At 54.7% G+C, this 22,532-nt stretch carries 17 protein-coding genes; 12 read left to right on the forward strand and 5 right to left on the reverse strand.

From position 1 onward, the window contains the following. Positions 1–331 precede the first annotated feature (331 nt). Together QEH54_RS00440 and QEH54_RS00445 are read left to right on the forward strand one after the other, a co-directional pair. Entirely contained in the window at positions 332–2,830 is a 2,499-nt protein-coding gene (locus QEH54_RS00440) for a sugar-binding domain-containing protein (protein ID WP_309016634.1), read from the forward strand. 11 nt (positions 2,831–2,841) lie between these two features. Continuing rightward, positions 2,842–5,742 (forward strand): Ig-like domain-containing protein, encoded by a 2,901-nt coding sequence (locus tag QEH54_RS00445; protein ID WP_309016635.1) that lies wholly within the window; start codon positions 2,842–2,844, stop codon positions 5,740–5,742. On the opposite strand, the gene QEH54_RS00450 is transcribed toward QEH54_RS00445, so the two are convergent. Beyond that, positions 5,739–6,617 (reverse strand): AraC family transcriptional regulator, encoded by an 879-nt coding sequence (locus QEH54_RS00450; protein WP_309016636.1) that lies wholly within the window; start codon positions 6,615–6,617, stop codon positions 5,739–5,741. The genes QEH54_RS00445 and QEH54_RS00450 overlap by 4 nt on opposite strands. A 192-nt stretch (positions 6,618–6,809) precedes the next feature. Here QEH54_RS00450 and QEH54_RS00455 point away from each other — a divergent pair, with 192 nt between their 5' ends. The 6 genes from QEH54_RS00455 to QEH54_RS00480 all read left to right on the forward strand — a co-directional run bounded on the left by QEH54_RS00455 (position 6,810) and on the right by QEH54_RS00480 (position 13,297). Then, positions 6,810–7,124, forward strand: a complete 315-nt coding sequence (locus tag QEH54_RS00455; protein ID WP_309016637.1) for a 2Fe-2S iron-sulfur cluster-binding protein — start codon at positions 6,810–6,812, stop codon at positions 7,122–7,124. A 32-nt stretch (positions 7,125–7,156) separates the two neighbouring features. Beyond that, positions 7,157–8,296, forward strand: a complete 1,140-nt coding sequence (locus tag QEH54_RS00460; protein WP_309016638.1) for a cytochrome P450 — start codon at positions 7,157–7,159, stop codon at positions 8,294–8,296. A gap of 23 nt (positions 8,297–8,319) precedes the next feature. Then, on the forward strand, positions 8,320–9,426 hold the full coding sequence (locus tag QEH54_RS00465; RefSeq protein WP_309016639.1) for a Zn-dependent alcohol dehydrogenase: 1,107 nt from the start codon (positions 8,320–8,322) through the stop codon (positions 9,424–9,426). A gap of 106 nt (positions 9,427–9,532) precedes the next feature. Next, positions 9,533–11,020: a sulfatase-like hydrolase/transferase gene (locus QEH54_RS00470; protein WP_309016640.1), complete on the forward strand. Its 1,488-nt coding sequence runs from the start codon at positions 9,533–9,535 to the stop codon at positions 11,018–11,020. Between the two features lie 5 nt (positions 11,021–11,025). Continuing rightward, positions 11,026–11,877, forward strand: coding sequence for an alpha/beta hydrolase-fold protein (locus QEH54_RS00475; protein ID WP_309016641.1), 852 nt, complete (start codon positions 11,026–11,028; stop codon positions 11,875–11,877). Then, complete coding sequence (locus QEH54_RS00480) at positions 11,870–13,297, forward strand: sulfatase-like hydrolase/transferase (protein ID WP_309016642.1); 1,428 nt, start codon at positions 11,870–11,872, stop codon at positions 13,295–13,297. The genes QEH54_RS00475 and QEH54_RS00480 overlap by 8 nt, the downstream gene beginning before the upstream one ends. Positions 13,298–13,340: 43 nt before the next feature. Here QEH54_RS00480 and QEH54_RS00485 read toward each other — a convergent pair whose 3' ends face one another. From QEH54_RS00485 to eda, 4 genes are read right to left on the reverse strand one after another with little or no spacing between them, the layout of a single operon-like run. Then, a complete protein-coding gene (locus QEH54_RS00485) occupies positions 13,341–14,030 on the reverse strand; it encodes an SDR family oxidoreductase (RefSeq protein ID WP_309016643.1) in 690 nt (229 codons plus the stop codon). After that, positions 14,027–17,155, reverse strand: coding sequence for a glycoside hydrolase family 2 TIM barrel-domain containing protein (locus tag QEH54_RS00490; RefSeq protein WP_309016644.1), 3,129 nt, complete (start codon positions 17,153–17,155; stop codon positions 14,027–14,029). Before QEH54_RS00490 ends, QEH54_RS00485 begins: the two co-directional genes overlap by 4 nt. Positions 17,156–17,169: 14 nt before the next feature. Beyond that, the gene (locus tag QEH54_RS00495; protein WP_309016645.1) at positions 17,170–18,261 is read right to left on the reverse strand and encodes a sugar kinase; all 1,092 of its coding nucleotides are present in this window, start codon (positions 18,259–18,261) and stop codon (positions 17,170–17,172) included. A 7-nt stretch (positions 18,262–18,268) separates the two neighbouring features. Then, complete coding sequence (gene eda / locus QEH54_RS00500) at positions 18,269–18,949, reverse strand: bifunctional 4-hydroxy-2-oxoglutarate aldolase/2-dehydro-3-deoxy-phosphogluconate aldolase (protein ID WP_309016646.1); 681 nt, start codon at positions 18,947–18,949, stop codon at positions 18,269–18,271. A gap of 443 nt (positions 18,950–19,392) precedes the next feature. Between eda and QEH54_RS00505 the strand changes: the two genes are divergently transcribed. The 4 genes from QEH54_RS00505 (at position 19,393) to QEH54_RS00520 (ending at position 22,518) form a co-directional block, all read left to right on the forward strand. Next, positions 19,393–19,692 (forward strand): IclR family transcriptional regulator C-terminal domain-containing protein, encoded by a 300-nt coding sequence (locus QEH54_RS00505; protein ID WP_309016647.1) that lies wholly within the window; start codon positions 19,393–19,395, stop codon positions 19,690–19,692. Positions 19,693–19,821: 129 nt separating this feature from the next. Then, positions 19,822–20,430: a GntR family transcriptional regulator gene (locus QEH54_RS00510; RefSeq protein ID WP_309016648.1), complete on the forward strand. Its 609-nt coding sequence runs from the start codon at positions 19,822–19,824 to the stop codon at positions 20,428–20,430. A 271-nt stretch (positions 20,431–20,701) separates the two neighbouring features. Further along, positions 20,702–21,718, forward strand: coding sequence for an alcohol dehydrogenase catalytic domain-containing protein (locus tag QEH54_RS00515; protein WP_309016649.1), 1,017 nt, complete (start codon positions 20,702–20,704; stop codon positions 21,716–21,718). A gap of 29 nt (positions 21,719–21,747) precedes the next feature. Next, positions 21,748–22,518, forward strand: coding sequence for an SDR family NAD(P)-dependent oxidoreductase (locus QEH54_RS00520; RefSeq protein WP_309016650.1), 771 nt, complete (start codon positions 21,748–21,750; stop codon positions 22,516–22,518). Positions 22,519–22,532 lie beyond the last annotated feature (14 nt).

Raw genomic sequence — 22,532 nt, forward strand, 5'->3', positions numbered from 1 at the left:
CGAAGCCTGTTGCAAGTACTTGTCTAAAGTGTATATTGTATGCAAAAAAATACTTTGCAATGCAAAAGTCATCTTGACGATCGGCCGGGTTTCAAGAGAGAGGCGTAAATGATTGACAAGATGCAGTATATTGCATGCAAAAACCGCAGACCTGAGTATTTCAGATTGATTGCAGTAGCAAGAACTGCCCCGTCCCAAGGAGAGCTTGAAAAGGGCTCTCGCTGGAAACAATTCAACCAAATTCCCCTCTGTCGTTTTGCGCTCCTACCTACTAACTCACCCTTTGGGAAAGATGGCTCGTTTACTGTTTTCGAGCCTTTCGACACTCGCTATGGCAAATCTATCTGTTCAACAATTGGAGGGTTCTTTGAAACGCACTGAGACGGTTTTGGATCGAGACTGGCAGTTTAGTCTGTCACCCGGCAGTGATGTGACGGAATCGGAACTTGACGCCACTCTTTGGAAATCTGTGCGGGTGCCGCATGATTGGAGTGTTGAAGCGTCTTTCCAGAATAACCTGGAAGGTGCGACTGGTTATCTGCCGGGTGGCATTGGCTGGTATCAGAAACGCTTTTCCTTGCCGCCGACTACAGACGAGACCTGTGTTTATCTCGTCTTCGATGGTATCTACAACAATGCGGAAGTGTGGCTTAATGGCCATTTTTTAGGCCAACATCCGTACGGATACTCTCCCTTCCATTATGAAATCTCGAGTTTGCTATCTGGCGAAGGAGAGGAAAACCTTTTGCGGGTCAAGGTCGATCGAACGCGCTACGCTGACAGTCGTTGGTATACGGGATCGGGCATTTACCGGGACGTAAAAGTCATAGTGGCTGACGCTCTGCACGTACCTGTTTGGGGAACCTATTTCACGACTCCCAGCGTTACTCCCCACCAGGCTCTCGTCGATTCGAAGGTCACGGTCCGCAATTCCCGTAGCCATTCTGCCCGATTTGCGTTGAGGGTTACGCTTTTTTCACCGGATGGTAGCAAGGTCGCGCAAGCAGAGGAAACTGGAGAACTGAAGCCAGGCGAAGAACAGGAGTTTGCCCAGCGACTGACAGTTGCGGAACCGATGTTGTGGGGAGTGGAGAGAGCTTCGCTTTATCGGGCTGTCACGGAAGTCTACGAGGGCGAACGACTAGCGGATCGAATCGAGGATAGGATTGGGATTCGCAGTATTCGATTCGATCCCGACCAAGGATTCTTCCTGAATGGCAAGAACATGAAGATCAAAGGCGTTTGCCTCCATCACGATGGAGGAGCGGTGGGCGCCGCGGTGCCGAAAGACGTGTGGCGTCGTCGTTTGAAGACCTTGCAAGCGGGGGGGTGCAACGCAGTTCGCATGGCGCACAATCCTGCCTCGGAAGAGCTGATAGAACTTTGTGACGAAATGGGAATTCTGGTTCAGCAAGAGTTTTTTGACGAATGGGACTATCCGAAGGACAAGCGTCTCAACCAGAACGAAAAGAGCGTCGATGCCATCACTCGTGGGTACACTGAGCATTTTCAAGATTGGGCGGAGCGCGATTTGAAGTCTACTATGCTTCGCGACCGCAATAATCCGTCGATAATCCAATGGAGCATCGGAAACGAGATTGAGTGGACGTACCCGAGGCATGCTTATTCAACTGGCTTCTTTGATATGAAGTGGGATGGAAACTATTTCTGGTCTCTGCCGCCGCACTCCCCGGAGGAAATCAAGCGACGCTATGAGGCGGCAGAGCCGGAGAAGTTTGCAATTGCAGATACGGCCAAACGCTTGGCCGACTGGACCCGGGAAATGGATACGACTCGCCCTGTGATCGCGAATTGTATCCTACCTTCAGCTAGTTACATATCCGGATACACCGACGCGCTTGATATGGTGGGCTACTCCTATCGACGGGTGGTGTACGACTACGGTCACCGAAATTACCCAGACAAGCCCATCATGGGTACGGAGAACCTGGGCCAATGGCATGAGTGGAAGGCGGTCATCGAGCGGCCCTTCATCGCCGGCATGTTCATCTGGACCGGAATCGATTATATGGGCGAGGCCAATGGTCAGTGGCCGCGCAAGGGGACCCACTCCGGCCTGCTGGATCTCGCAGGGTTCCAGAAGCCGTCTTATCACATGATGAAGAGTCTGTGGACAGATCAGCCGCATCTTTTTTTGGCAACGCAGCTTGAAGACAAGTCGGACTACAGGCGTAGCTCCAAGTCCGGTGTTGTGGTCGAAAAGGAAAAGGGGGCGTGGCAGAAGCGGCTGTGGTTTTGGAACGAGGTGAACGAGCACTGGAACTACGACGACGGCGAATGGGTTGTCGTAGAAGTTTACTCCAATTGCGAAGAGGTCGAACTGCTTCTCAACGGCAGTTCCTTGGGGATTCAGCGGCTGTCCGATCAGGTAGACCGAGTGTTCAAGTGGGCGGTGCCGTTCGAAGCGGGTCGTCTAGAGGCTAGGGGCTCTAGTGGCATTGACACCGCCGCGATGACGCTGGAAACGGCAGCGTCTCCCGTTGTCATAGAGCTGCACGCGGACAGGGGTTCGATGAAGGCTAATGGCCGCGATGTTACGCATGTAGTGGCCCAGTTGCGGGATGAGATGGGACGGGCAGTGCGACACGAGAATCGCGAGATTGTGTTCTCCGTGGACGGAGACGCCCGCATCCTCGGGGTTGACAACGGAGCGATCACGAACGTCCAGGATTTCCAGTCGAACCGCATCACCACCGCGAATGGCAGATGTCTGCTCCTGCTTCAATCAAACTTCAGCCCATCAGAGGTCTCCATTTCGGCTTCTGGGGAGAGACTTCAGGGGGATCACATTAGCGTCGAGATCCAGTGAAATCCGGATACATGCAAATCGTTTCACTCAAGCTCTTGAGCCTACGTCGCAAGTCCGGCGATTCGCTCGCGCGTTGTTCTGCCCGTCTGGGTCTTGATCTCACGTGCAGGCTTGGCGCGGCGTTCGCGGCGTTCGCGGTGGCATGGGTCGCCATGCCTTTCGGGATGGCGGTTGACGTGACCTTGGACTTTGGGGTTCGGCGGGACGTCGGGACCTCGTCCGAATTCGACCGGTCGAAATTCATGGTGCTGCACGCCAACATAGCGGAGCAGGGGCTCAGGGGGGAAAAGGAGAAGGTCGAATACCTTCTCAACGAGCTGGACCTCTATCTTGGCCGCGACAATGGCTCGATCGTCTGGTACTACAACCAGTCGCGACAAGATCCCGATCGAGCGGGATTCGTCGATCCCGGGTTCATGATGGAGGAGGGCGAGCGCGTTCGGCGAGAAGTCTACGGGAAGGAACTGGAATACTGGCATCAGTTTGAAAGCCGCGCCGATGTCATGATCGGTGCCCAGTACACGCCATTCTGGCCCGGCAGCTTTACGCAACCCGCCACGGGCGAGGGCTGGGGTCCGACAACCGCGGAGAGCACGGGTGAATACATGGGGCGGTTCATTTCGGAATTCTATCGAGAGCCGGGGGAACCGACTAGCGAGGGCCAGCCTCCTCCCCGGCTGGTCGAAGTGATGAACGAGCCACTCTACCACTTCGTCGACGAAGGTGAAGAAACGCCGCTTGAAGTCTTCGAGTTTCATAACACGGTCGCGGCAGAGATTCGTAAATTCGCTCCTGAGGCGCTGATCGGCGGATACACCGTGGCGTTTCCGTACTACGATATCGAAGGCTTTCAGCGTTGGCGCGACCGTGACAAGCTCTTCGTAGACGTAGCGGGAGCGAATATGGATTTTTTTTCGCTACATTTCTACGATTTCGACCAACATTGGGTCCAAGGGCAGGGGTATGTAGGGCCATGGAACTTCAAAGGCGGACGGGTTGAAGCCACCTTGGACATGCTCGAGCAATATTCTTGGCTAGCGCTTGGCGAGGTAAAGCCCATGGTCATTTCCGAGTATGGCAGCCGTGATCACGAGCTTGAGCAGCAGGAATGGTCGCGAGAGCGAGACTGGATATTCCTGAAATCGTTCACGCCGCTGATGATGGCCTTCATGGACCGCAGCGATCGGGTGCTGAAGGCGATCCCATTCATGCTGATGAAGGCGGAGTGGTCGGAAACGGTTTACGATTGGAGGCTGATGCGAAAAGCCAATGAGTTGGAGGGGCAATCTGGAGAGCACTATGTCTTTACGGATCTCGTGAAGTTCTTTGAGCTATGGTCGGAGGTCAAAGGGCAGCGGGCACTGGTCAAAGACAGCGATCCGGATGTGAAGTCCGATCTGTACATTGACGGCTACAAGGCGTTCTTGATTCTTTCCAATCTCGCTCCAGAGCCCAAGACGGTAGATCTTCAGTTGAAGGGTTTGGGCTCCTCGAACCTGGTGAAGGTTCGACTGAAGCATTTGCACGCGGTTGAAGGAATCGCGACGCTCGTTGACGAGGAGCATGACGTCGCATTCAGCGCGTTCGAACTTGGTAGCGAGGCCTCTGCGATCATTGAGTACACGCTTTCTGAACCGGTCGAGCCACGGGTGACAGTGCAGGAGAGGCTGTATTATGCTAATGACTACTTGCGTGAGATTGAGGCAAATGCGCCGATCCGTTTTCAATATCACGGAGTCGAGCTTTCGGACCACGGCTATGCGACGATTCGAATTGGGATCGGTCGGGAACACGGAAAGTCATTGAGACCCTCCGTTCGGTTCAATGGCGTGGATCTGCGCGCGCCTCTAAACTTGCAGGGCGACGACCAATCGTCCCGCTTCGGTTTCTTTGGTCTCATCGAGGTGTCCGTCCCGTATCCCCTGATCCGGCAATCGAACGAAGTCGAAATCGCCTTTCCGGATCAAGGTGGCCACGTGAGTTCGGCGACGTTGCTTGTGGGGAAGGCGGACGGGCTCGTAGGGAATCAGGCGGAAGCGCCGGAAGTTTCTTCGGTGCAGCTAATTGGGCGGGATCTTAGGATTGATGTGAGCGCCGCGACGCCTGGCGGCGTGTATGGCGTGGTGAGCGCTCCGGATATCGTGTTGCCGCGCAGGGAATGGTCAGTCGATCCGCAGCGGGTTTTGATGGACGAGAGCGGATCGGGCTTTTTGGAGCGTTCGATAGAGCAAGAGCGCCTCTTCCTTTCGTTCTTCGAATGCCCCGAATGTTTGCCGCCGGCTGGCCCGCCGGAAAGCGTGCAGATCACGAAGAATCGCCCTATGACGCTTGTCGGCATGGAAGAGCCGCTGTCGGCCACGGTAGAACCGACTAACGCCCTAGATCGAGAGATCGAATGGCATTCGAAATCTCCAGAGATCGCGAGGGTCTCCGCTGCGGGAGTCGTCAGTGGCGTAAGCTCGGGCACTGCGCAGATTACGGCAACGGCTGTTCTGGGCGGAGCGTTCGACACGACTTCGGTCGTGGTTGCCGAGCCGGTTGCGCAACCGGGGTTAGCCTTCGATGACGTGGTTGCGTATCAAGAAGGGGTTTACAAGGTAGGGTATGATTTAGACGTCTCGTGCCAGTTCTTTGCAGGAAAAGGAGATTCGGTTGATGCGTCGCTAGGTGGTGTCCGTTTCCTGTTGCGGGAAGTGACATCAGAATGGGCGGTTGTTTCCGACGTGGTAGCGGTGGATACATCCGCTGTTGGCGTAGAGCGGGGAGTAGCGAGCGCAAGTCTGTCGCTAGAAGGTCTCGCGCCGAGTTCCGAATTGCCGGAAGGAAATTTCTACTTCCTGTTTGTTAATTTCGAAACGAGTGGAGGCGAGTCCTTCGATGCAGGTGTCTCTCCGATCCTTGTGGAGCGCTAGCGAGCTTGTACCCTAACTTCCTGGGCATTGGAGTGCCTTTCGCGGTAGTCCCGAGGACTGCAATGGTAGGTTCTGTGAAAGCTTCGATTGAAGTTCGACAGGTTTCTAAACCCGCTGCTGAAGGCTATTTCGACTATCGGCATGTCTGTTTCGATAAGCAAGTGGCAGACATGACCCAGTCGAACATTTGTGAGAAAATCCTGATACGTTTTTCTAGTGCTCTTCTTGAATTGACGGCTGAAATAAGCTGGTGACATGTGAGCTTGTTTTGCCAAGTCTTTATGGGTGAGCTCTTCGTCGAAGTGTTCCAGAATGTACTGGCAAATCCGATGCATACGTTGGGACACGTTTTGATTGATGGAACCGATGAAGCCGGGGCTTGCGAGAATTCGGGGCTTAGGAGCAGCCAAGAGGTGCTCCACCAATTGGAGGAAAGCAATCCAGCGTTGCACGCCGTCAGATTCGCGAATTTTGGCGAGTAGAAAGCGGGCAGTATGAGCAGTATTGTCATCAAAGGAGAGCCCGAGCTTAGCTTGATCGAGCATGTCAGAGAAGGCGGCGAGCTCGGGCGCGGTGTCGATGAAGCCGTGCACGCAGTCGCGAGAGAGGTGCAGCACCTCGGATTCGGCGCCGTTACTCGTGGGAAAGGTGTTGCGGTAGATGTGGGGAAGGTTCTCGCCGATCAGGCAGAGATCGCCGGGATCGAAGGTGCCGACGTGATCGCCAACGATGCGGGTGCCGCTGCTGCGGGTGATGTAGGTCAGTTCGATCTCGGGATGGTAGTGAAACGGGTGGTCGAAGCGCGGTTCGCTGAAGCATCGGCAGATGAACGAATGCCGGGCGGAGGGGATGATTTGCTCGATTTGCGCCTTCATGAAAGAAGAAAAATCTATCGGATGTTGACAGAAATTCCAGATGCAAGTCGCAGAAGGGACAATAAAGTATCGGAATTGGACGGCAAATGCACAGCGCCAAGGGAATCTGATAGGCTATATTAGGCGCTGTGAAACGAGGTCGGCCAAGTCCTGCCGCCTCGAGCTAACCATCGCCAAACCAAGGAAGTTCTTATGCCCAAAGTAACGTTTATCACCCAAGACAAGGAAGCAGTCGTCGTCGACAACGTGGAAGGATCGCTGATGGAAATCGCGGTCGACCATGGTATCGAGGGCATCGAAGGGGATTGCGGCGGCGTGTGTTCCTGCTCGACCTGCCATGTGCTAGTGGCTCGCGAGTGGATGGACAAAGTGGGCCAGCCGGAGGACATCGAGAAAGATACCTTGGAGTTCAATCCAGACGTGACTCCGCGCAGCCGTCTCTGTTGCCAGATCGAGCTTACGAAAAACCTGGATGGCTTGGTCGTGGAAGTGCCCTCGACCCTCTAACGCTCAAGAAGAACCCCAGTCCTGGGCGAACTATGTCAGAACTGCACGACCCATTCAAGGAAGCCAAAGAAAAGGGACCGATCCTCGTGGCCGAGTTTCAGGGGGAAAAGATCCCCATGATCCTCAAGTTGAAGGATATTCGAGAGGCTACCAAGGACACTGAAACCTACAGCTCAGACGCCCCGCGTCGCGTGCCCATTCCGTCAGAAGAGGACGTGCGTACGGTGCGCCAGTATCCTCTGGAAGTCGATCCCCCGGTTCATGCGGAGCACCGCAAGATCGTGGAGCCGTTTTTTCTCCGGCCGAAGTTGCCCGAGTACGAGAAGAAACTGAATGCGCTGATCGATCGCTTGATCGATGAAGCCCTCGAGCGCGAAACTTTGGATGTGGTGCATGACTTTGCCATTCCGCTGCAGTCGCACGCCCTGACTTATCTGCTCAACGTGGACGAAAAGGAGGCCGAGCTTTGGATTGGCTGGGGTATCCACGTCTTCAAGGACGGCGATGGAAAGTCGAAGGGGCCGTTCATGGAAAAGTACAGCGAGCAGATGTTTCTCGCGGCGGAGAAGAATCCTGGGGAGGACTTTTTCAGCGCCCTGAATCAAGCCAAGTTCGATGGGCGAAAGCTGACCATGGAGGAAAAGCTTGGCTACGCGAACATCGCGTTTGCAGGTGGGCGCGACACGATCATTCACACTGCGGTGAACATCGTGGACTACTTTGCTGGAAGTCCCAAGGGGCTGGAGTGCGTGCGCGAGCACCCGCAGATGGTGAAGACTGCCGCGGAAGAGTTTTTTCGTGTATTCATTCCGCTGACCCACATCGGCCGCGTCTGTCCGCACGACACGAATGTGCATGGGCATGAGGTGAAGGCTGGCGGACGCGTATCGCTTTGCTGGTCGTCTGCGAACCGCGATCCCGAGGTTTTCAAGGAGCCCAACGAGGTCAAGCTCGACCGCAAGCCCAACCCGCACGTGGCCTTTGGTTTTGGTCCGCACAACTGCCTCGGAGCGCATCACGCCCGGGCGATCATGCGCAGCCTCATCCTCAAGCTAGCGGAACGCGTGGAGCGTATCGAGGTTCTTAGGACAATAGAATTGGTCGAGCACGAGAAGGAGTATTCGCGGAAGGTCGGATACGAGCTGCTCGAGGCCAAGTTCACTGCCCGCTAAACTCAGGACGGAATATAGTTATTATGATCAATGCGAAGGCGGCGGTCGCGGACGCAAAGGGTTCTTTCACCATCGAGGAGATCGAGGTGGGAGAGCCGCAGGCGGGCGAGGTTTTGGTGAAGCTAAAGGCTTCTGGAGTGTGTCACACGGACTGGGATTCTCTGCGTTGGGGGTACCACCACGTGCTCGGACACGAGGGCGCGGGCATTGTCGAAGCGGTTGGAGACGGCGTGCAAACCGTGAAGGTGGGCGACGCGGTGCTACTCAACTGGGCTATCCCGTGTCGAAGCTGCTACCAGTGCCAGACTGGGCACCAGAACATTTGCGAACAAAATTCTCCGGTGACGGGAGCGAATCCGGACAACGGCATGGCCCACCCGGAGGCGACCTGTTGGAAGGGCGCTCCTTTGAAGCGATCCTTCAATATCGGCACGCTGAGCTCTCACACGATCGTCAAGCAAGAGGCGGTCGTACGTGCCACGGTCGATATTCCCTTCGAGTCCGCCTGTATCATCGGTTGTGGCGTCATGACTGGCTACGGCTCAGTCGTCAACGCGGCCCAGCTGAAAGCTGGCAGCAGCGCAGTGGTCCTGGGCTTGGGCGGCGTAGGACTCAGCGTGATACAAGGCGCCCGTATCTCTGGGGCGGCCAAGATCATCGCAGTGGACGTAAACGAACACCGACTGGAAATCTCGAAGACTTTTGGGGCGACCCATCTGATCAAGGCGAGTCGAGACGACAAGGGGCTGGCGTCGGTGGCGGCCCAGGTGAAGGAGCTCTGTGGCGGTCGTGGGGCAGATTACGCCTTCGAGTGCACGGGGGTGCCCGCTCTCGGAGCGGCGCCTCTTGCCATGGTGCGAAACGCCGGCACGGCGGTACAGGTTTCCGGAATCGAGCAGGTGATCGAGATCGATATGAACCTGTTCGAGTGGGACAAGACCTACCTCAACCCGCTTTATGGTGGAGCCATGCCGGAGTACGACTTTCCTAGGCTGCTCGATCTCTACGCCTGCGGCAAGCTGCTGCTCGACGAACTGATCACTCGCAAATATCCGCTAGAACGCTTGCAGGACGCGATCGATGACATGCTTGCCGGGCGGAACGCCAAGGGTGTGGTGGTCTTCGAGTGACAGCCATTGTTTTAGGTCACCGCTGAAAGCTCCCAACTCGGGAACATCGAAAATGTGCTACTCTAAAGAGTTGCAAAATGTATATTGCATGCAAAAAAGACCTGAGATGAAGCGAATACCCCTTTTGTTCTTGGGAGCGTTGTTTTCCTCCTTGGTCACCACGCAATCAGTTGCCGAGGACGAGCGTCCGAACATCCTGGTTGTCCTCGCAGACGATCTCGGCTACGGAGATCTTGGTTTTACCGGATCTACCGAGATCCAGACGCCGCGGATTGACCGATTGGCGGAGGAGGGGATGGTGCTGCGGAACGGTTACGTGACCCATCCCTATTGTGGACCCTCGAGGGCCGGATTGCTTACCGGACGCTATCAGGCCCGTTTCGGCATGGAGAACAATTGCTCCTACTCGCCCTACGATCACCATATGGGCTTACCGGTAAACGAGCAGACCATTGCGGACCGTTTGAAGGCGGTGGGCTATCGCACTGGGATAATTGGAAAATGGCATTTGGGCGCGGCCCCACCATTTCATCCTAACAACCGCGGGTTCGACTACTTTTATGGCTTCCTGGCGGGGGGACATTGTTATTTTCCAGAAGACGTATCCACCAGCAAGTCACTGTTTACCGCCAGCGGTCAGCCCGACTACATGGTAAACGAAGGCGGCTACCTACCGTTGTCGCGCAACGAGCAGGCGGCGACGTTCGACGAGTATCTGACCACGGCGATGAGTCGCGATGCGGCCCGTTTCGTAAACGAAGGAGACGAACCGTTTTTCCTGTTTCTTTCCTACAACGCGCCGCACGCCCCGCTTGAAGCGCCGGCGGAAACGATCGCCAAATACAGCCACATCGAGAATCCCCGCCGACAAATCTACGCGGCGATGATCGACGAAATGGACCGCGGTATCGGGATGGTGGTCGATGCTTTGGCGAGCGCGGGGAAGTTGGACAACACGCTTATCTTCTTCCTTTCCGATAATGGCGGCGTGTATCCGGAGTCTTGGATGCCTAACGCCGACTGGGCTAGCAACGCTCCGTTTCGGCGGGGCAAGGTTGCCTTGACCGAAGGTGGCATCCACGTGCCGTTTTTAGTTCATTGGCCGGCTGGCTTGAGGAAACATGGCGTGTTTGAAGGACTCGTTTCGACGCTTGATATCGCGGCCACCGCGGTGGCACTGGCTGGAGCGGAAACGAGTGACGCCGCTTTGGAAGGGGTCGATCTGATTCCCTATCTGAATGGGGAGGCGAGTGGTTCGCCGCACCCCGCGTTGTTTTGGCGTCTCGAGGAAGCCGACCACGTTTGGGCCGTCAGGACGGAGCGATACAAGTACTTGCGACAAGACTTGCCCGGAGTCGGGTTGAGCTTTTTCGACCTGCAGGAGGATCCGTACGAAGGCCACAACTTGGTGGGCCAGTTGCCGGAATCTCAAAGGGAACTTGCTCGCCTCTGGAACGAATGGAACCAGGACAACATGCAGAACATCCTGCAACAAGCAGCCCAGTATCAGAAATCGAGATACGATTTCTACGAGCGTCTTTACCAACAGCAGCTCGAGCAGGCTCGGACGAGAAAAGCCTACACGATCGAATAGCTCCTATGTCAGTCGAAAAACAAAACGAAACGGAGCTCCCGTTCAGAACCGTGGAGTGTGGCGCGCTGCCGGTCGAAGGAGGTACTTTCACCTTTGTCACGGTCAAGAGTCCGAACCTGATGGGGAGAGGCGACGTGTTGGTCTTTTGTCCCAAGGACGCAGAGGGCGTGACGAATGTACCTGTCGTTGTCCTCTTGCATGGAGTCTACTGCAGTCATTGGGCTTGTGCTTTGTCCGGCAGGGCGCATCGCGTATTGAGCGAGCTGATACGAAAAGGCGATGTGCCGCCCATGCTTTTGGCCATGCCTTCGGACGGACTTTGGGGTGACGGCAGCGGGTATCTGCGACACTCGGGTTGCTGTTTCGACAAGTGGATCGTCGACGACGTGCCGAAGGCGGTAGCGCAGGCCAACTCTGAGACGGAGGCCTCGCCTTATTTCCTGGCCGGTCTATCGATGGGTGGCTACGGCGCCTTGCGTATCGGAGCGGAGCGCGGTGACAGATTTCAGGCTTTTTCGGGACATTCGTCGATCACTCGCTTCGAGGAGTTAAGCTTGTTTGTGGAGGAGTCGTTGCAGCGTTACGAGCCGGTGAACAATCCTTCCAAGGATGTGATCGACGTGATGCGGTGCAACGAGCTGAAGCTGAGCCCCTTCCGTTTCGATTGCGGAGTGGAAGACGAGTTGATCGAGGGTAATCGACTCTTGAGCGACCAGTTGCGGCAGGAAGGCATTCCTCATGTCTACGAGGAGTTCTCCGGTGGTCACGAGTGGTCGTATTGGGAAAAGCATGTTGCGAAGAGTTTTCGCTTCTTCGCCGAGGTTTTGCAGTCTGCGGAAAGGAAAAATCATGTGTAGAACGTTTCAGAATTGCCGGTTTGGGTTGAGCCTCGTGGTCGGCCTCTTGGTTTTTATCTGCGCTCCCAGATCCTCTTCGGGAGCGGAAGCGAAGCAGAAACCGAATATCGTCTTCATTTTGTCGGATGATGCCGGCTATGCGGATTTCGGCTTTCATGGAAGTTCTGCGATGCGTACGCCACGTCTGGACCGGCTGGCCTCGGAGGGCATGTTGTTTTCTCAAGCCTATGTTAGCGCGGCTGTGTGCGGACCATCACGGGCTGGAATCTATACGGGCAAGTACCAGCAGCGATTTGGGTTCGAGGAAAACAATGTACCGGGCTACATGAGCGCTTCGGGGCTGACCGGCGAGGACATGGGCTTGCCTCTGGATCTGAAGATTATGCCGCAGTACTTGAAGGAACTCGGATACGTCTCGGGCTTGATCGGCAAATGGCATCAAGGGGACGCGGATCGATATCATCCCCTGAAGCGTGGATTCGACGAGTTTTATGGCTTTCGGGGAGGCGCTCGCAGCTTTTTCGCTCACAGCGAAGAGGAACTGCAGGTACGTCCTCAGGACAGGATGGAGCGAGGGTTCGAGGACTATCGAGAGCCGGAGGGCTACGTGACCGATGTGTTTGCGGCAGAGGCATCGGCTTTTATCGAACGACACCGCGAGGGCCCGTTCCTGCTCGTGCTTTCGTTCACGGCGGTGCACACACCCATGGAAGCCTTGCCGGAAGACCTGGCTCGGTTCCCCGAGCTCAGCGGTAAGCGTAAGGTTCTAGCCGCCATGAATCTGGCGATGGACCGGGCGTGTGGTGTGGTGTTGGATACTCTCGAACGGCTGGAGCTGAGCGACAGCACGATCGTCGTTTACACCAACGACAATGGAGGGCCTTCGGACGCCAATGACTCGGTGAATGATCCATTGAGCGGTACGAAGGCGAACCATCTGGAAGGTGGCATTCGGGTGCCGTTCCTGATGCGCTGGCCGGGCGTGGTGGAGGCGGGCAGCCGGTATCCATATCCGATCAGCACGCTGGACTTGCTGCCCACCTTCTACGCCGCCGGTGGCGGGAAAGTGGATACATTGCCTGGGTTGGATGGGGTTGATCTCGGGCCGTACGTCACGGGCCAGAAGCAGGGCCGGCCACACGAAGTCTTGTATTGGAAAAAAGAGAACCGCGGGGCGATACGCGAGGGCGATTGGAAGTTGCTGCGCTATCCAGATCGGCCAGCGGAGCTGTACAACATAGAGGAGGATCCGTCCGAAGTACGGGACCTGGCCGCTCGCTATCCCGACAAGGTGAAGGACCTCTACAAGAAGCTCTTCCAGTGGGAGCTTGGCCTTGAGCGTCCGCTGTGGCAGTTGTTGCGCAAATACGAAGGCGATGCCATGGAGCGGATGGACGCTTATCGCAAGAAGCCTCTCTGATCACTGAAAGAGAGAGGCCAAGTCCGATCAGTCGCCCGGGCTACTAGGGCAGGGCAGAGCCGTCCTCTTGGAGAAATGCGCCGCTGTCCTGGAATGACAGGGCACTGATCGTTTTCCTTAGGAGGGCGACAGCATCGGCTGGGTCCGAGCTTGCGTCCGGGCCGCCCATGTCGGTCTTGACCCAACCAGGACTGATGGCGACGACCGTGATGTCATTGGCCCGTAGCGCAGCGGCGGCATGCACGGTCATCATGTTGAGGGCGGCCTTGCTGGCAGCGTAGGAGGCCACCTCAGTGCCGATGCCTCCCTTTCGGGTCAACGAAGCCAAGCCCGAAGAAAGGTTGACCACCTTGCTGCCTTTGCTCAACAGCGGGGCGAGTTCCTGCATGAGCAGAGAGGGGCCCGAAACATTGGTCGCGAAGGTTTTGTCGAGGGCGGGTTTTGTCCATTGGCCAAATGGCTCGTGCTCGGCGGTGCCGGCGTTGTTGATGAGCAAATCCAGCTGGGTGTCCATCGATTCCAGGCGTTTTGCAAAACGTGTGATCGATTCCTGATCGGTGAGGTCGAGTTCCTCCAAAACGATATTCGATCGCTCGTTCGACAACGCAAGAATTGGTGCGGAATGGGCGGGTTGTCGGCAGGCGGCGACGATACGGGAATTCACGTGAGAATACTGGCGGACGAATTCGAGCCCGACGCCTCGGCTCGCTCCGGTGATTACGATTGTATTCACTCTGCGGGGTTTTGGGGGTGCGATTCGAGGACCGTCAGATCGAAGGCAATGCTGTGTTGGCCTGGTTGAATTCGGTATTTTTGTAGCGTATCTGGTCCGCAGCTGGCGGTGCCTAGGCCGCGTTGATGCCAATCGATGGTGATGATGCTCTCCGTCCTGGGGTTCAAATCGATGGTGTGCTTGGCCTTGAACAGGTCATGAGCGGTGAAATGGCTGACACCTCCTTCGACTGCTTGGGCAAAGTCGAAACGAATACGACGGCCTGTCTCATTGGCGAGGGCGAGCCAGCGGAGGTCTGTTTTGTTGCCGTGCTCTTGAGGCAAAATGTAGGGGACATACTGGTCGCTGACGGTGCCCTCGAAGCGAGAAACCCACGTGCCGGCCTTCCGGTCCCAGTAGCTCTCGTGTGGCCCTCTGCCGAACCAGCTCAGTTGCTCGAAGCCGGGCGCCGTGAACATCTGGATGCCTAGACGGGGGAGGTCAGGCGCGGACTTGGCGAGCTTGAAGCGACATGCGAATCCCAGGGTTCCTATCGGGCTTAGGGCGATTTCCTGATTCATGGTTACGCCGATCGGCTTGCCATCTACGTAAGCTCCTTGTTGCCACTTCAGCAGTACGCTGCCATCGGCAGACGGTCGACAATCGAGTCGCGAGGCCTTGATCTCGTATTGGTCGAGGCCACGGCGCAGCCATTCGCTGATCATGCGATTTGGTTGGTCTCCCGCCCAGAGCTTGATCCCGTCGTTGTCGGTCAGGCCGCGAAAGAGGTTCAGCGACGGTCCCTGTTGCAAGATGACGTCACCGAATGCCTCCAGCGAGGAAAAGGTGGGTGCGCCGCTTTCGAAGACGAGGCAAAGCAGGTCGTTGCGAACCTTGAGGGTTCCGTTTCCTGTTTCGATTCGGAGGGGATCCTGCGTGTCGGTGTTTGTGTCCGTTTTGGAGGCCTGTGTCTTCGGACTTTTGATAGGAAGAGGCAGTTGTTCCCATGCTAACTCGAATCCCTGCTCGGCCCATCGGGTCGAGTCTCGCAGGGTGAAACCGAAACGCACGAAGGCTTCTCTGCCTCGCAGTTTTCTAAAGGTCTGGGGATCGATGGTGAACTCTAGGTTGCCGTCCGGCTCACAATCGAGGACGGGGAGCTCGCCGTTGGCTGTGGGTACGCCATCGACCTCGATGACGTATGAGCCCTTCAAATACGAAAGATCGATGAAGTCGTGTTTGTTGCGGATGCGGAAGCGTCCTTTTTTGGCGTCTACAACCTTTAGCGAAATCGGTTGGGCTAGCTTCTTGAATTCCTGCAAGGCAGGATGGGGAGTGCGATCTGGCCAGACCATACCGTCGGCGCAGAAGTTGGCGTCGTGCGGCGTGTCGCCGAAGTCGCCTCCGTAGGCCCAGTAGCTTTCGCCGTTGGGGGCGGTTTGCTTGATGCCGTGGTCGATCCATTCCCAGATGAAGCCGCCCTGCAGGCCGTGGTGTTTCTCGAACAGCTTCCAATAGTCGGCCAGACCGCCGTTGCTGTTGCCCATGGCGTGCGAGTATTCGCAAGGAATGAAAGGGCGGTAGTCCGTGGTTTCCTTGGCCCAGCGTTTGATCTCGTCGTGTGTGGTGTACATCGGGCAAACGAGGTCGGTGGCGTGGTGGCCTCGTGACCAGTCGTTGGGTCCCTGTCCCCACTCCTCGCGAACGGCGCCTTCGTAATGGAGCGGACGGGTGGGGTCGAACCGTCTTATCCAGCCAGCCATGGCGTCGTGGTTTTCGCCGTAGCCGGATTCGTTGCCCAAGGACCAAGCGATGATGGATGGGTGGTTCTTGTCCCGTAGAACCATGTTCATGCCGCGATCGAGGAAGGCCGTCGCGTAGCGTGGATCGCGGCAGAGGCAGTCGTAGTAGTGATGGGACTCGATGTCGGCTTCGTCGATGACGTAGAGGCCGTATTCGTCGCACAACTCCAGCCAGGCGCTGTCGTTCGGGTAGTGAGAACAGCGGACCGCGTTGAAGTTGTGCTGCTTCATTGCGATGATGTCCTGCAACATTGTTTCGCGTGGAACGGCTTTGCCCTGTGTGTCGTGCCAGTCGTGACGGTTGACGCCTTTAATGAGAACGGCTTTGCCGTTGATGAGCAGTTGTCGATCACGTACCTCCACGCTGCGGAATCCGATACGTTGCGTAGTGGCCTCGATGGTACGACCTTTAGCGTCCTGCAGGCCGACCAACAAGGTGTAGAGCTCGGGGGATTCGGCGGACCATTGTTTCGGCCGGGACACTGGGATCTTAGCTTGGGCGAACGGTCGAGAGCGGTTGAGTTCTCCCCTTTTGCTGTTAACGACCGCGAGGTAGGGCTTCTTGAGGACCGCTTTGCCAGAGCCGTCGAAAAGGGTTAGAGAGCATCGGTATCCTGCGGCTCCGGGAGTCTCCAAGCCGACGTTGACGAACACGTCCAAAAGACCGTCTTGGTAGTTCTCGTCTAATTGTCCTTTTGCGAATATGTCCTGCAGAAAACTCTTCTCATGGGCGTAAAGGAAGACCGATCGATGAAGCCCGCCCATCCACCACTGGTCCTGATCTTCGATGAAGGAGGCATCGGACCATTTGATTACAGTGGCGATCAAGGTGTTCTCTCCCTCTTCCAGCAGGGCTGATATGTCGAACTCGGAGGGCAGGCGCGTATCCTTGCTCATGCCCACGAATTGTCCGTTGAGGCTGACCGATAGCACGCTTTCCGCGCCGCCGAATTGGACGATGACGCGTTTTTTGAGCCAGGACTTGGGGACGGTGAAGGACTTGCGGTATACTCCGGTAGGGTTTTGCTCGGGGACCTGTGGCGGCAAGTGCTGGAAAGGCATGATTACGTTGGTGTAGTGCGGACGGCCATAGCCCTGCATGGTCCAATTGCCCGGTACCTGGATTGGCCTCCAGTCGGCCTGCTTGCCTTCCAAGGCGGCCTCGGGGGTCTCGTAGTACAGGAACTCCCAATTCCCGTCCAGAGAGCGCTTGCGGGCATGCTGCTGGGCGAGGGCGTCCTTGTCGTTTGCATACGGAATCAGAGGCGAACGGCAGGGTAGTCGATTCCAGCTGGTCAGTTCAGGTTGCGACCAATACCTCTCGGCGAAACTCAAGGAAGTCATCTTAGGAGCGTTGGCTACCTGACTACGCGTCCGGAACCACCGGATTTTATAAGGGCTTCAACCTCTTCACGAGTGGAGTAGTTGAAGTCACCGTAGATCGAATGAGCCAAACAAGAACTGGCCACGGCGAATGAGATCGCGATGCTAGGCGAACTCAAATCAGGGGTTGTCAAAGCGAAAATAAGTCCAGCACCGAACGAGTCGCCTCCTCCAACGCGATCTACTATGCTTCGTATTTCATAAGGTCGGTAGTCTCCTCCATCCAGCGGAGCGAAATGTGAAGACTTAGATTCTGCGGCGTAAAGCATCGCACCCCAGTTGTTGTGGGAGGCGGAAATGCTTTCGCGCAGAGTAATCGCGACCATGGATACGTTAGGGAATTCATCGACAATTTTCTCTGCGACCTCGGTGTACTTGCTAGCGTCGATTTTGCCACTGTGCACATCTGTATTTTCAGCTTCTATGCCGAGTACGTCGGAGGCGTCCTCTTCGTTTCCAATGATGACGTCGACATATGGTAGAATTCGCCTAATCGTCTCACCCGCGAGTGCATTCGGGGATGTGCCAGGCTGCCAGTTCCAAAGCTTCTTTCTAAAGTTTAAATCGCATGAAACTTTAAGTCCCTTCCCCTTTGCTTTCTTGACAGCAGCTATGGTCGTTTCTGCTGATTGTTTCGAGAGCGAGGGAGTGATACCCGTTGTGTGTAGCCACACCGCTCCCTCGAATGCGCTTTCCCAGTCGTAGGCACTGGCTGCTGTCTTGCTTATAGAGCTGTGATCTCGGTCGTAGATCACGCGACTCGGGCGTTGATTGGCTCCGCTTTCTAGGAAGTACAATCCAAGTCGACCTTCATCGGTATCTACGATGGCACTCGTATCTATCCCGGCAGCGGCAAGGGCGGCTTTGCAAGCTTTCGCGATATCGTGCTTAGGCAGAGCCGTTACGAACCTAGAGGAACCACCAAGCATCGAGATGGATGCGGCCACATTCGCCTCAGCTCCTGCGAAAGTCAGATCAAGTTCACCAGGCGTTGCTTGGCGAAAGCGCTTGAATCCCGGGGTGCAAAAACGACCCATAACTTCTCCGAATGTCACAATTGTATTCATATCTTTGTTATTTTCTAAGTTTCTTAACTACGGATGAGGCAGCTAAGGCTGACGCCTCGATCGCGTTCCAATCTTTTGCGGAGATGGTCTCTTGCTTTGCGATCCAGGATCCACCGATAGCCTCAACGAGAGGTGACTGCAGGTAGGTTCCCATATTGTTCTGGTTTAGACCGCCCAAAGGAATGAATTTTATACCAAGGTGTCGGTAAGGTGCGGACATTGTATTCAAAGTATTAATACCACCAATGGACTCTGCAGGGAAAAGCTTCATTGTTTTGCATCCAAGTTCGATCGATAGTTCGATGTCACTTGGTGTCATGACGCCTGGGGCAAATGGCAATCCGATGCTCTGGCAGTGTCTCACAACTTTTGGATTCAAGCCTGGGGCAACGGCAAACTGTGCCCCTGCCGAAAGAGCTTGATTTGCTTGATCACACGTTAAGACCGTTCCGGCTCCAATGGTAATAGCCGGTAGTTCCTCGCTGATTATCTGAATGGAGTCTATGGCCGCGGGAGTTCTTAAGGTTAGTTCAATCACCGATATCCCCCCTTTTTGAAGGGCTGAGGCCATCGGTAGTGCGTCTTTCGCATCATCGATAGCAATTACGGCAATAACTCCGCAGTCTCGTATTTTTTCGCTAATTTCTAGTGTCAGCATATTTGACAAAAAAGTTTGAATAACTGACATACATGCGCATTCCTTATCGTGTGTCAAAGGATTCGCGTCAGTTAGCTACTTCACTTTTTAAGGCATTGGATGTGCTCACTCTTGTTTCGTCTCGGACGGATGGGGTCGCTCTGCAAGAATTGGTCGAGGCAATGTCACTGCCTCGTACGAGCATTCTGAGGCTGCTCGACAGTCTATCTCATTACGGATTGATTTCGCGAGACGAGGCAAGGAGGTACCATGTGACCGAAGCTTTTAGGCAGTGGCGACGAGATGATGCCGAGCAAAGGCTTATCAGTCGATACGCACCGATGATGTCGCGACTGACTAATTGTCTTGGCGAGATGACTACTCTCGGGAGAGCAAGTGGACGAGGTGTCAAGCATTTGCATTGCGTAGAGCCGAATTGCAGGGTTCGGGTAGCGCCTCCTGTCGGAAAAAGGTTTCCTATTGAGTCCATGGCTATGGGGAAGTTGCTACTGTGCGAGAGACCGGATTTGATGCCGGATGGAGTCTCTCAAGAGTTCCTCGATGAAATCGAGACGATTCGTCGAGAGGGCTACGCGATGAATTTCGGCGAGTCCGAAAAAGGCATAGTAGCAATCGGTATTTGGCTTGGAACTCCAAGTCCGTTGACGCCGATGCTGGCGGTCACATGGCCCGAATTTCGCTACAGTGAGGTTGCCAAGGAAACGGCTCTTGAGCGACTTCGAAAAGAGTCAAGGCGGTTTGGGCCGTTTTCGGTGGACTGCGATGCAAAGTAGGAAAAAATTGTCCGCATTGTGGACTTTACATATATAGTTTTGTGTGCAAGCTACGCTGATCTTTCGTTGATGATTGCACGCAATCGGCAATATCGTTTTCTCCTAGTAAAATACCCGAATCGAATTCTCATGTCAGCCCAACCTATTTTCAGAACGATTCGCGAGCAGGTTGTACACCGGCTACGCGACGATATTCTTGGCCAGGTGTATGCCCCTGGAGAGAGTCTCCGCGAGCATTCGCTTTCGAAGGCTTATGGGGTTAGTCGATCTCCTATTCGCGACGCATTGCTGCAGTTGGCGCAGGAAGGACTGCTTGTAGCTACTCCGAACTGTGGGGTCAGGGTTTCGCATCGTCTTGATGAAGATCTACAGCCCTTGGTGGTGGATGTCCGAAGAAGGATTGAAGGATATGCGATTGATCGTGCAATCAAGAGATTAGACGAGGAGGGTGCGCGTTTGATCAAAGACGCCCTCGAGAAAAATAGAATAGCTTGCTCGAGCGAGGATCTTCCAACGATCGTAAAGAGTGACATGGCTTTCCATCAGATCATTGTAGAGCTTTCGGGGGTTCCTGAGCTCATGTCTTTGTGGCAACCGGTTATAGCTAGTATGATGCTGCATTATGAGAGGCATCGCGCTTGGATGGAGAGCTATCGCGAGCACGAAGAAATTGCCAAGGCGCTTCTGGCTAAAGACAGGAGAGCGGCTAAAAGGGCTCTCAACGCGAACATTAAGTAGAGGGTGTTCGCAGTTTCCGATAAGTCCGCTAGCTCGGGCTTAATTTGGAACCGACCGCGTTTCGACGCGGTTTTTTTGTGTCGCTCGCTCTGTTGTTCGTTGCAGGAAAGCGGAAGCAAGAATGAAGAAGATGCTTTACATGTGGGATATTGTATGCAATCCATGATTTAACCCCGACGGCAATCTAACGCCGGAAATGACGATGGAGGCTTTGGTCAGTTCCCGAAGCTGGCTTCAGTTGTCTGCCGATTGGGTCCATATTGATGTACTGATGAAAGCAGCAATTTACGAAGGAAATAAGAGAATAAGGGTCGGCAAGAGCGAGGTAGTCTCGCCGAAAGCTGGTGAAGTTCGGTTAGACGTTGCATACTGTGGAATCTGCGGGACGGATCTTCATATTTTCCACGGTAACATGGATAGTCGTGTCAAAATTCCTCAACCTATTGGGCATGAAGTGTCGGCTGTAGTCGCTGATTTGGGAGAAGGGGTAGATGGATTCAGTGTCGGAGATCGGGTCGCGGTTAGGCCGCTATTGTTTGGTGAACCGACCGCTTTCGACAAGGGGTTTCAGCATGTTGGGAAAAACTTGAAGTTCATAGGCATCGATCTCCCTGGAGGCATGCAATCTTCCTGGACCGTGCCGGCCTATACCTTACATAAGCTACCCAAAGAGCTTTCTCTCGAGCATGGTGCTATGGTCGAGCCAGCAGCTGTTGCTGTTCACGATGTTCGCCTCGGGCGAGTGAAGGCGGGTGAGTGGTGTGTGGTGATTGGAGGTGGGCCTATCGGACTGCTCATTGCGTTGGTTGCAAAAGAAAAGGGTGCGAAGGTGGTGCTTTCAGAGGTTAATGAAAGAAGATTAGAGTTGGCATCGACTCTGGGAATAGAAGTTGTCAATCCGGTTAAATCCGATGTTGTTGAATTTGTTCGGCGCGCAAGTGAAGGGGCTATGGCAGATTGTGTGTTCGAGGTTTCGGGATCGGCACCAGGTGCTGAAGTCATGACTGATTTACCGAATGTTCGAGGCCGGATTGTTATGGTGGCTATCCATCCTCAGTCTAAGCAGATTAACCTGTTCAAGTTTTTCTGGGCTGAAATCGAAATGATTGGGGCTCGCCTATATGAAGAGCAGGATTTTGAGGAGGCGATCAAGCTCATCGCTGATGGTAAGTTGGCTATCGATCGACTTATTACAGAGGTATCTTCTATCGATTCGGTACAACAGACTTTTTTAAAAATCGATTCGAATCCCGACGGAATAAAGTACCTTGTCGATTGCAAAAGGTAAGCAAAGCGAAAATCCAAAAATTGAATACAATGGATACGTTGGAAATGTTTAGTTTGTCAGGTAAAACTGCCTTGGTTACTGGCTGTAAGCGGGGTATCGGTAAGTCGATAGCGATCGGATTGGCTGAAGCCGGTGCTGATATAATAGGAGTCTCGGCTTCCTTGGAATCTTCTGGCAGCGAAGTTGAGAAAGAAGTCTGTACCTTAGGCAGGTCCTTTACTGGTTATCAATGTGACTTTAGTGATCGGAGTAGTCTGTATTCTTTTATCGAAATTGTTAAAAAGCGTCACTCGACTATCGATATATTGATTAACAATGCCGGTACTATTCTGCGTAAGCCTGCAGTCGAACACCCTGACGAGTATTGGGATAAGGTGATTGAGGTTAACCTCAATGCTCAATTTATACTAAGCAGGGAGATCGGTAAAGAAATGGTGGAGCGTGGATCAGGTAAAATCATCTTCACGGCATCGCTCCTGACATTTCAAGGTGGAATTACTGTGCCTGGCTACGCGGCAAGCAAGGGTGGGATTGGGCAATTGACAATGGCTTTGGCAAATGAGTGGGCCTCGAAAGGCATCAATGTAAACGCAATAGCTCCTGGTTACATCTCGACTGACAACACCGAAGCGTTGCGAAATGACCCTGAACGTAGTCAATCGATATTGTCTAGAATTCCTGCGGGAAGATGGGGTAAGGGGGATGACTTCAAGGGGCCAGCCGTGTTTTTGGCATCTCGAGCGTCTGAATACGTGCACGGCACGGTGATGCTCGTTGATGGAGGTTGGATGGGGCGATAATGGACAGATTGATA

The organism is Pelagicoccus sp. SDUM812003 (assembly GCF_031127815.1).
In the GTDB taxonomy this organism is placed as follows: Bacteria; Verrucomicrobiota; Verrucomicrobiia; order Opitutales; family Opitutaceae; genus Pelagicoccus.

Bases quoted from the DNA above. Each gene is read 5' to 3' on its own strand.
- QEH54_RS00440 (WP_309016634.1), top strand. From the start codon at position 332: ATGGCAAATCTATCTGTTCAACAATTGGAGGGTTCTTTGAAACGCACT.
- QEH54_RS00445 (WP_309016635.1), top strand. From the start codon at position 2,842: ATGCAAATCGTTTCACTCAAGCTCTTGAGCCTACGTCGCAAGTCCGGC.
- QEH54_RS00450 (WP_309016636.1), bottom strand. From the start codon at position 6,617: ATGAAGGCGCAAATCGAGCAAATCATCCCCTCCGCCCGGCATTCGTTC.
- QEH54_RS00455 (WP_309016637.1), top strand. From the start codon at position 6,810: ATGCCCAAAGTAACGTTTATCACCCAAGACAAGGAAGCAGTCGTCGTC.
- QEH54_RS00460 (WP_309016638.1), top strand. From the start codon at position 7,157: ATGTCAGAACTGCACGACCCATTCAAGGAAGCCAAAGAAAAGGGACCG.
- QEH54_RS00465 (WP_309016639.1), top strand. From the start codon at position 8,320: ATGATCAATGCGAAGGCGGCGGTCGCGGACGCAAAGGGTTCTTTCACC.
- QEH54_RS00470 (WP_309016640.1), top strand. From the start codon at position 9,533: ATGAAGCGAATACCCCTTTTGTTCTTGGGAGCGTTGTTTTCCTCCTTG.
- QEH54_RS00475 (WP_309016641.1), top strand. From the start codon at position 11,026: ATGTCAGTCGAAAAACAAAACGAAACGGAGCTCCCGTTCAGAACCGTG.
- QEH54_RS00480 (WP_309016642.1), top strand. From the start codon at position 11,870: ATGTGTAGAACGTTTCAGAATTGCCGGTTTGGGTTGAGCCTCGTGGTC.
- QEH54_RS00490 (WP_309016644.1), bottom strand. From the start codon at position 17,155: ATGACTTCCTTGAGTTTCGCCGAGAGGTATTGGTCGCAACCTGAACTG.
- QEH54_RS00495 (WP_309016645.1), bottom strand. From the start codon at position 18,261: ATGAATACAATTGTGACATTCGGAGAAGTTATGGGTCGTTTTTGCACC.
- eda (WP_309016646.1), bottom strand. From the start codon at position 18,949: ATGTCAGTTATTCAAACTTTTTTGTCAAATATGCTGACACTAGAAATT.
- QEH54_RS00505 (WP_309016647.1), top strand. From the start codon at position 19,393: ATGGGGAAGTTGCTACTGTGCGAGAGACCGGATTTGATGCCGGATGGA.
- QEH54_RS00510 (WP_309016648.1), top strand. From the start codon at position 19,822: ATGTCAGCCCAACCTATTTTCAGAACGATTCGCGAGCAGGTTGTACAC.
- QEH54_RS00515 (WP_309016649.1), top strand. From the start codon at position 20,702: ATGAAAGCAGCAATTTACGAAGGAAATAAGAGAATAAGGGTCGGCAAG.
- QEH54_RS00520 (WP_309016650.1), top strand. From the start codon at position 21,748: ATGGATACGTTGGAAATGTTTAGTTTGTCAGGTAAAACTGCCTTGGTT.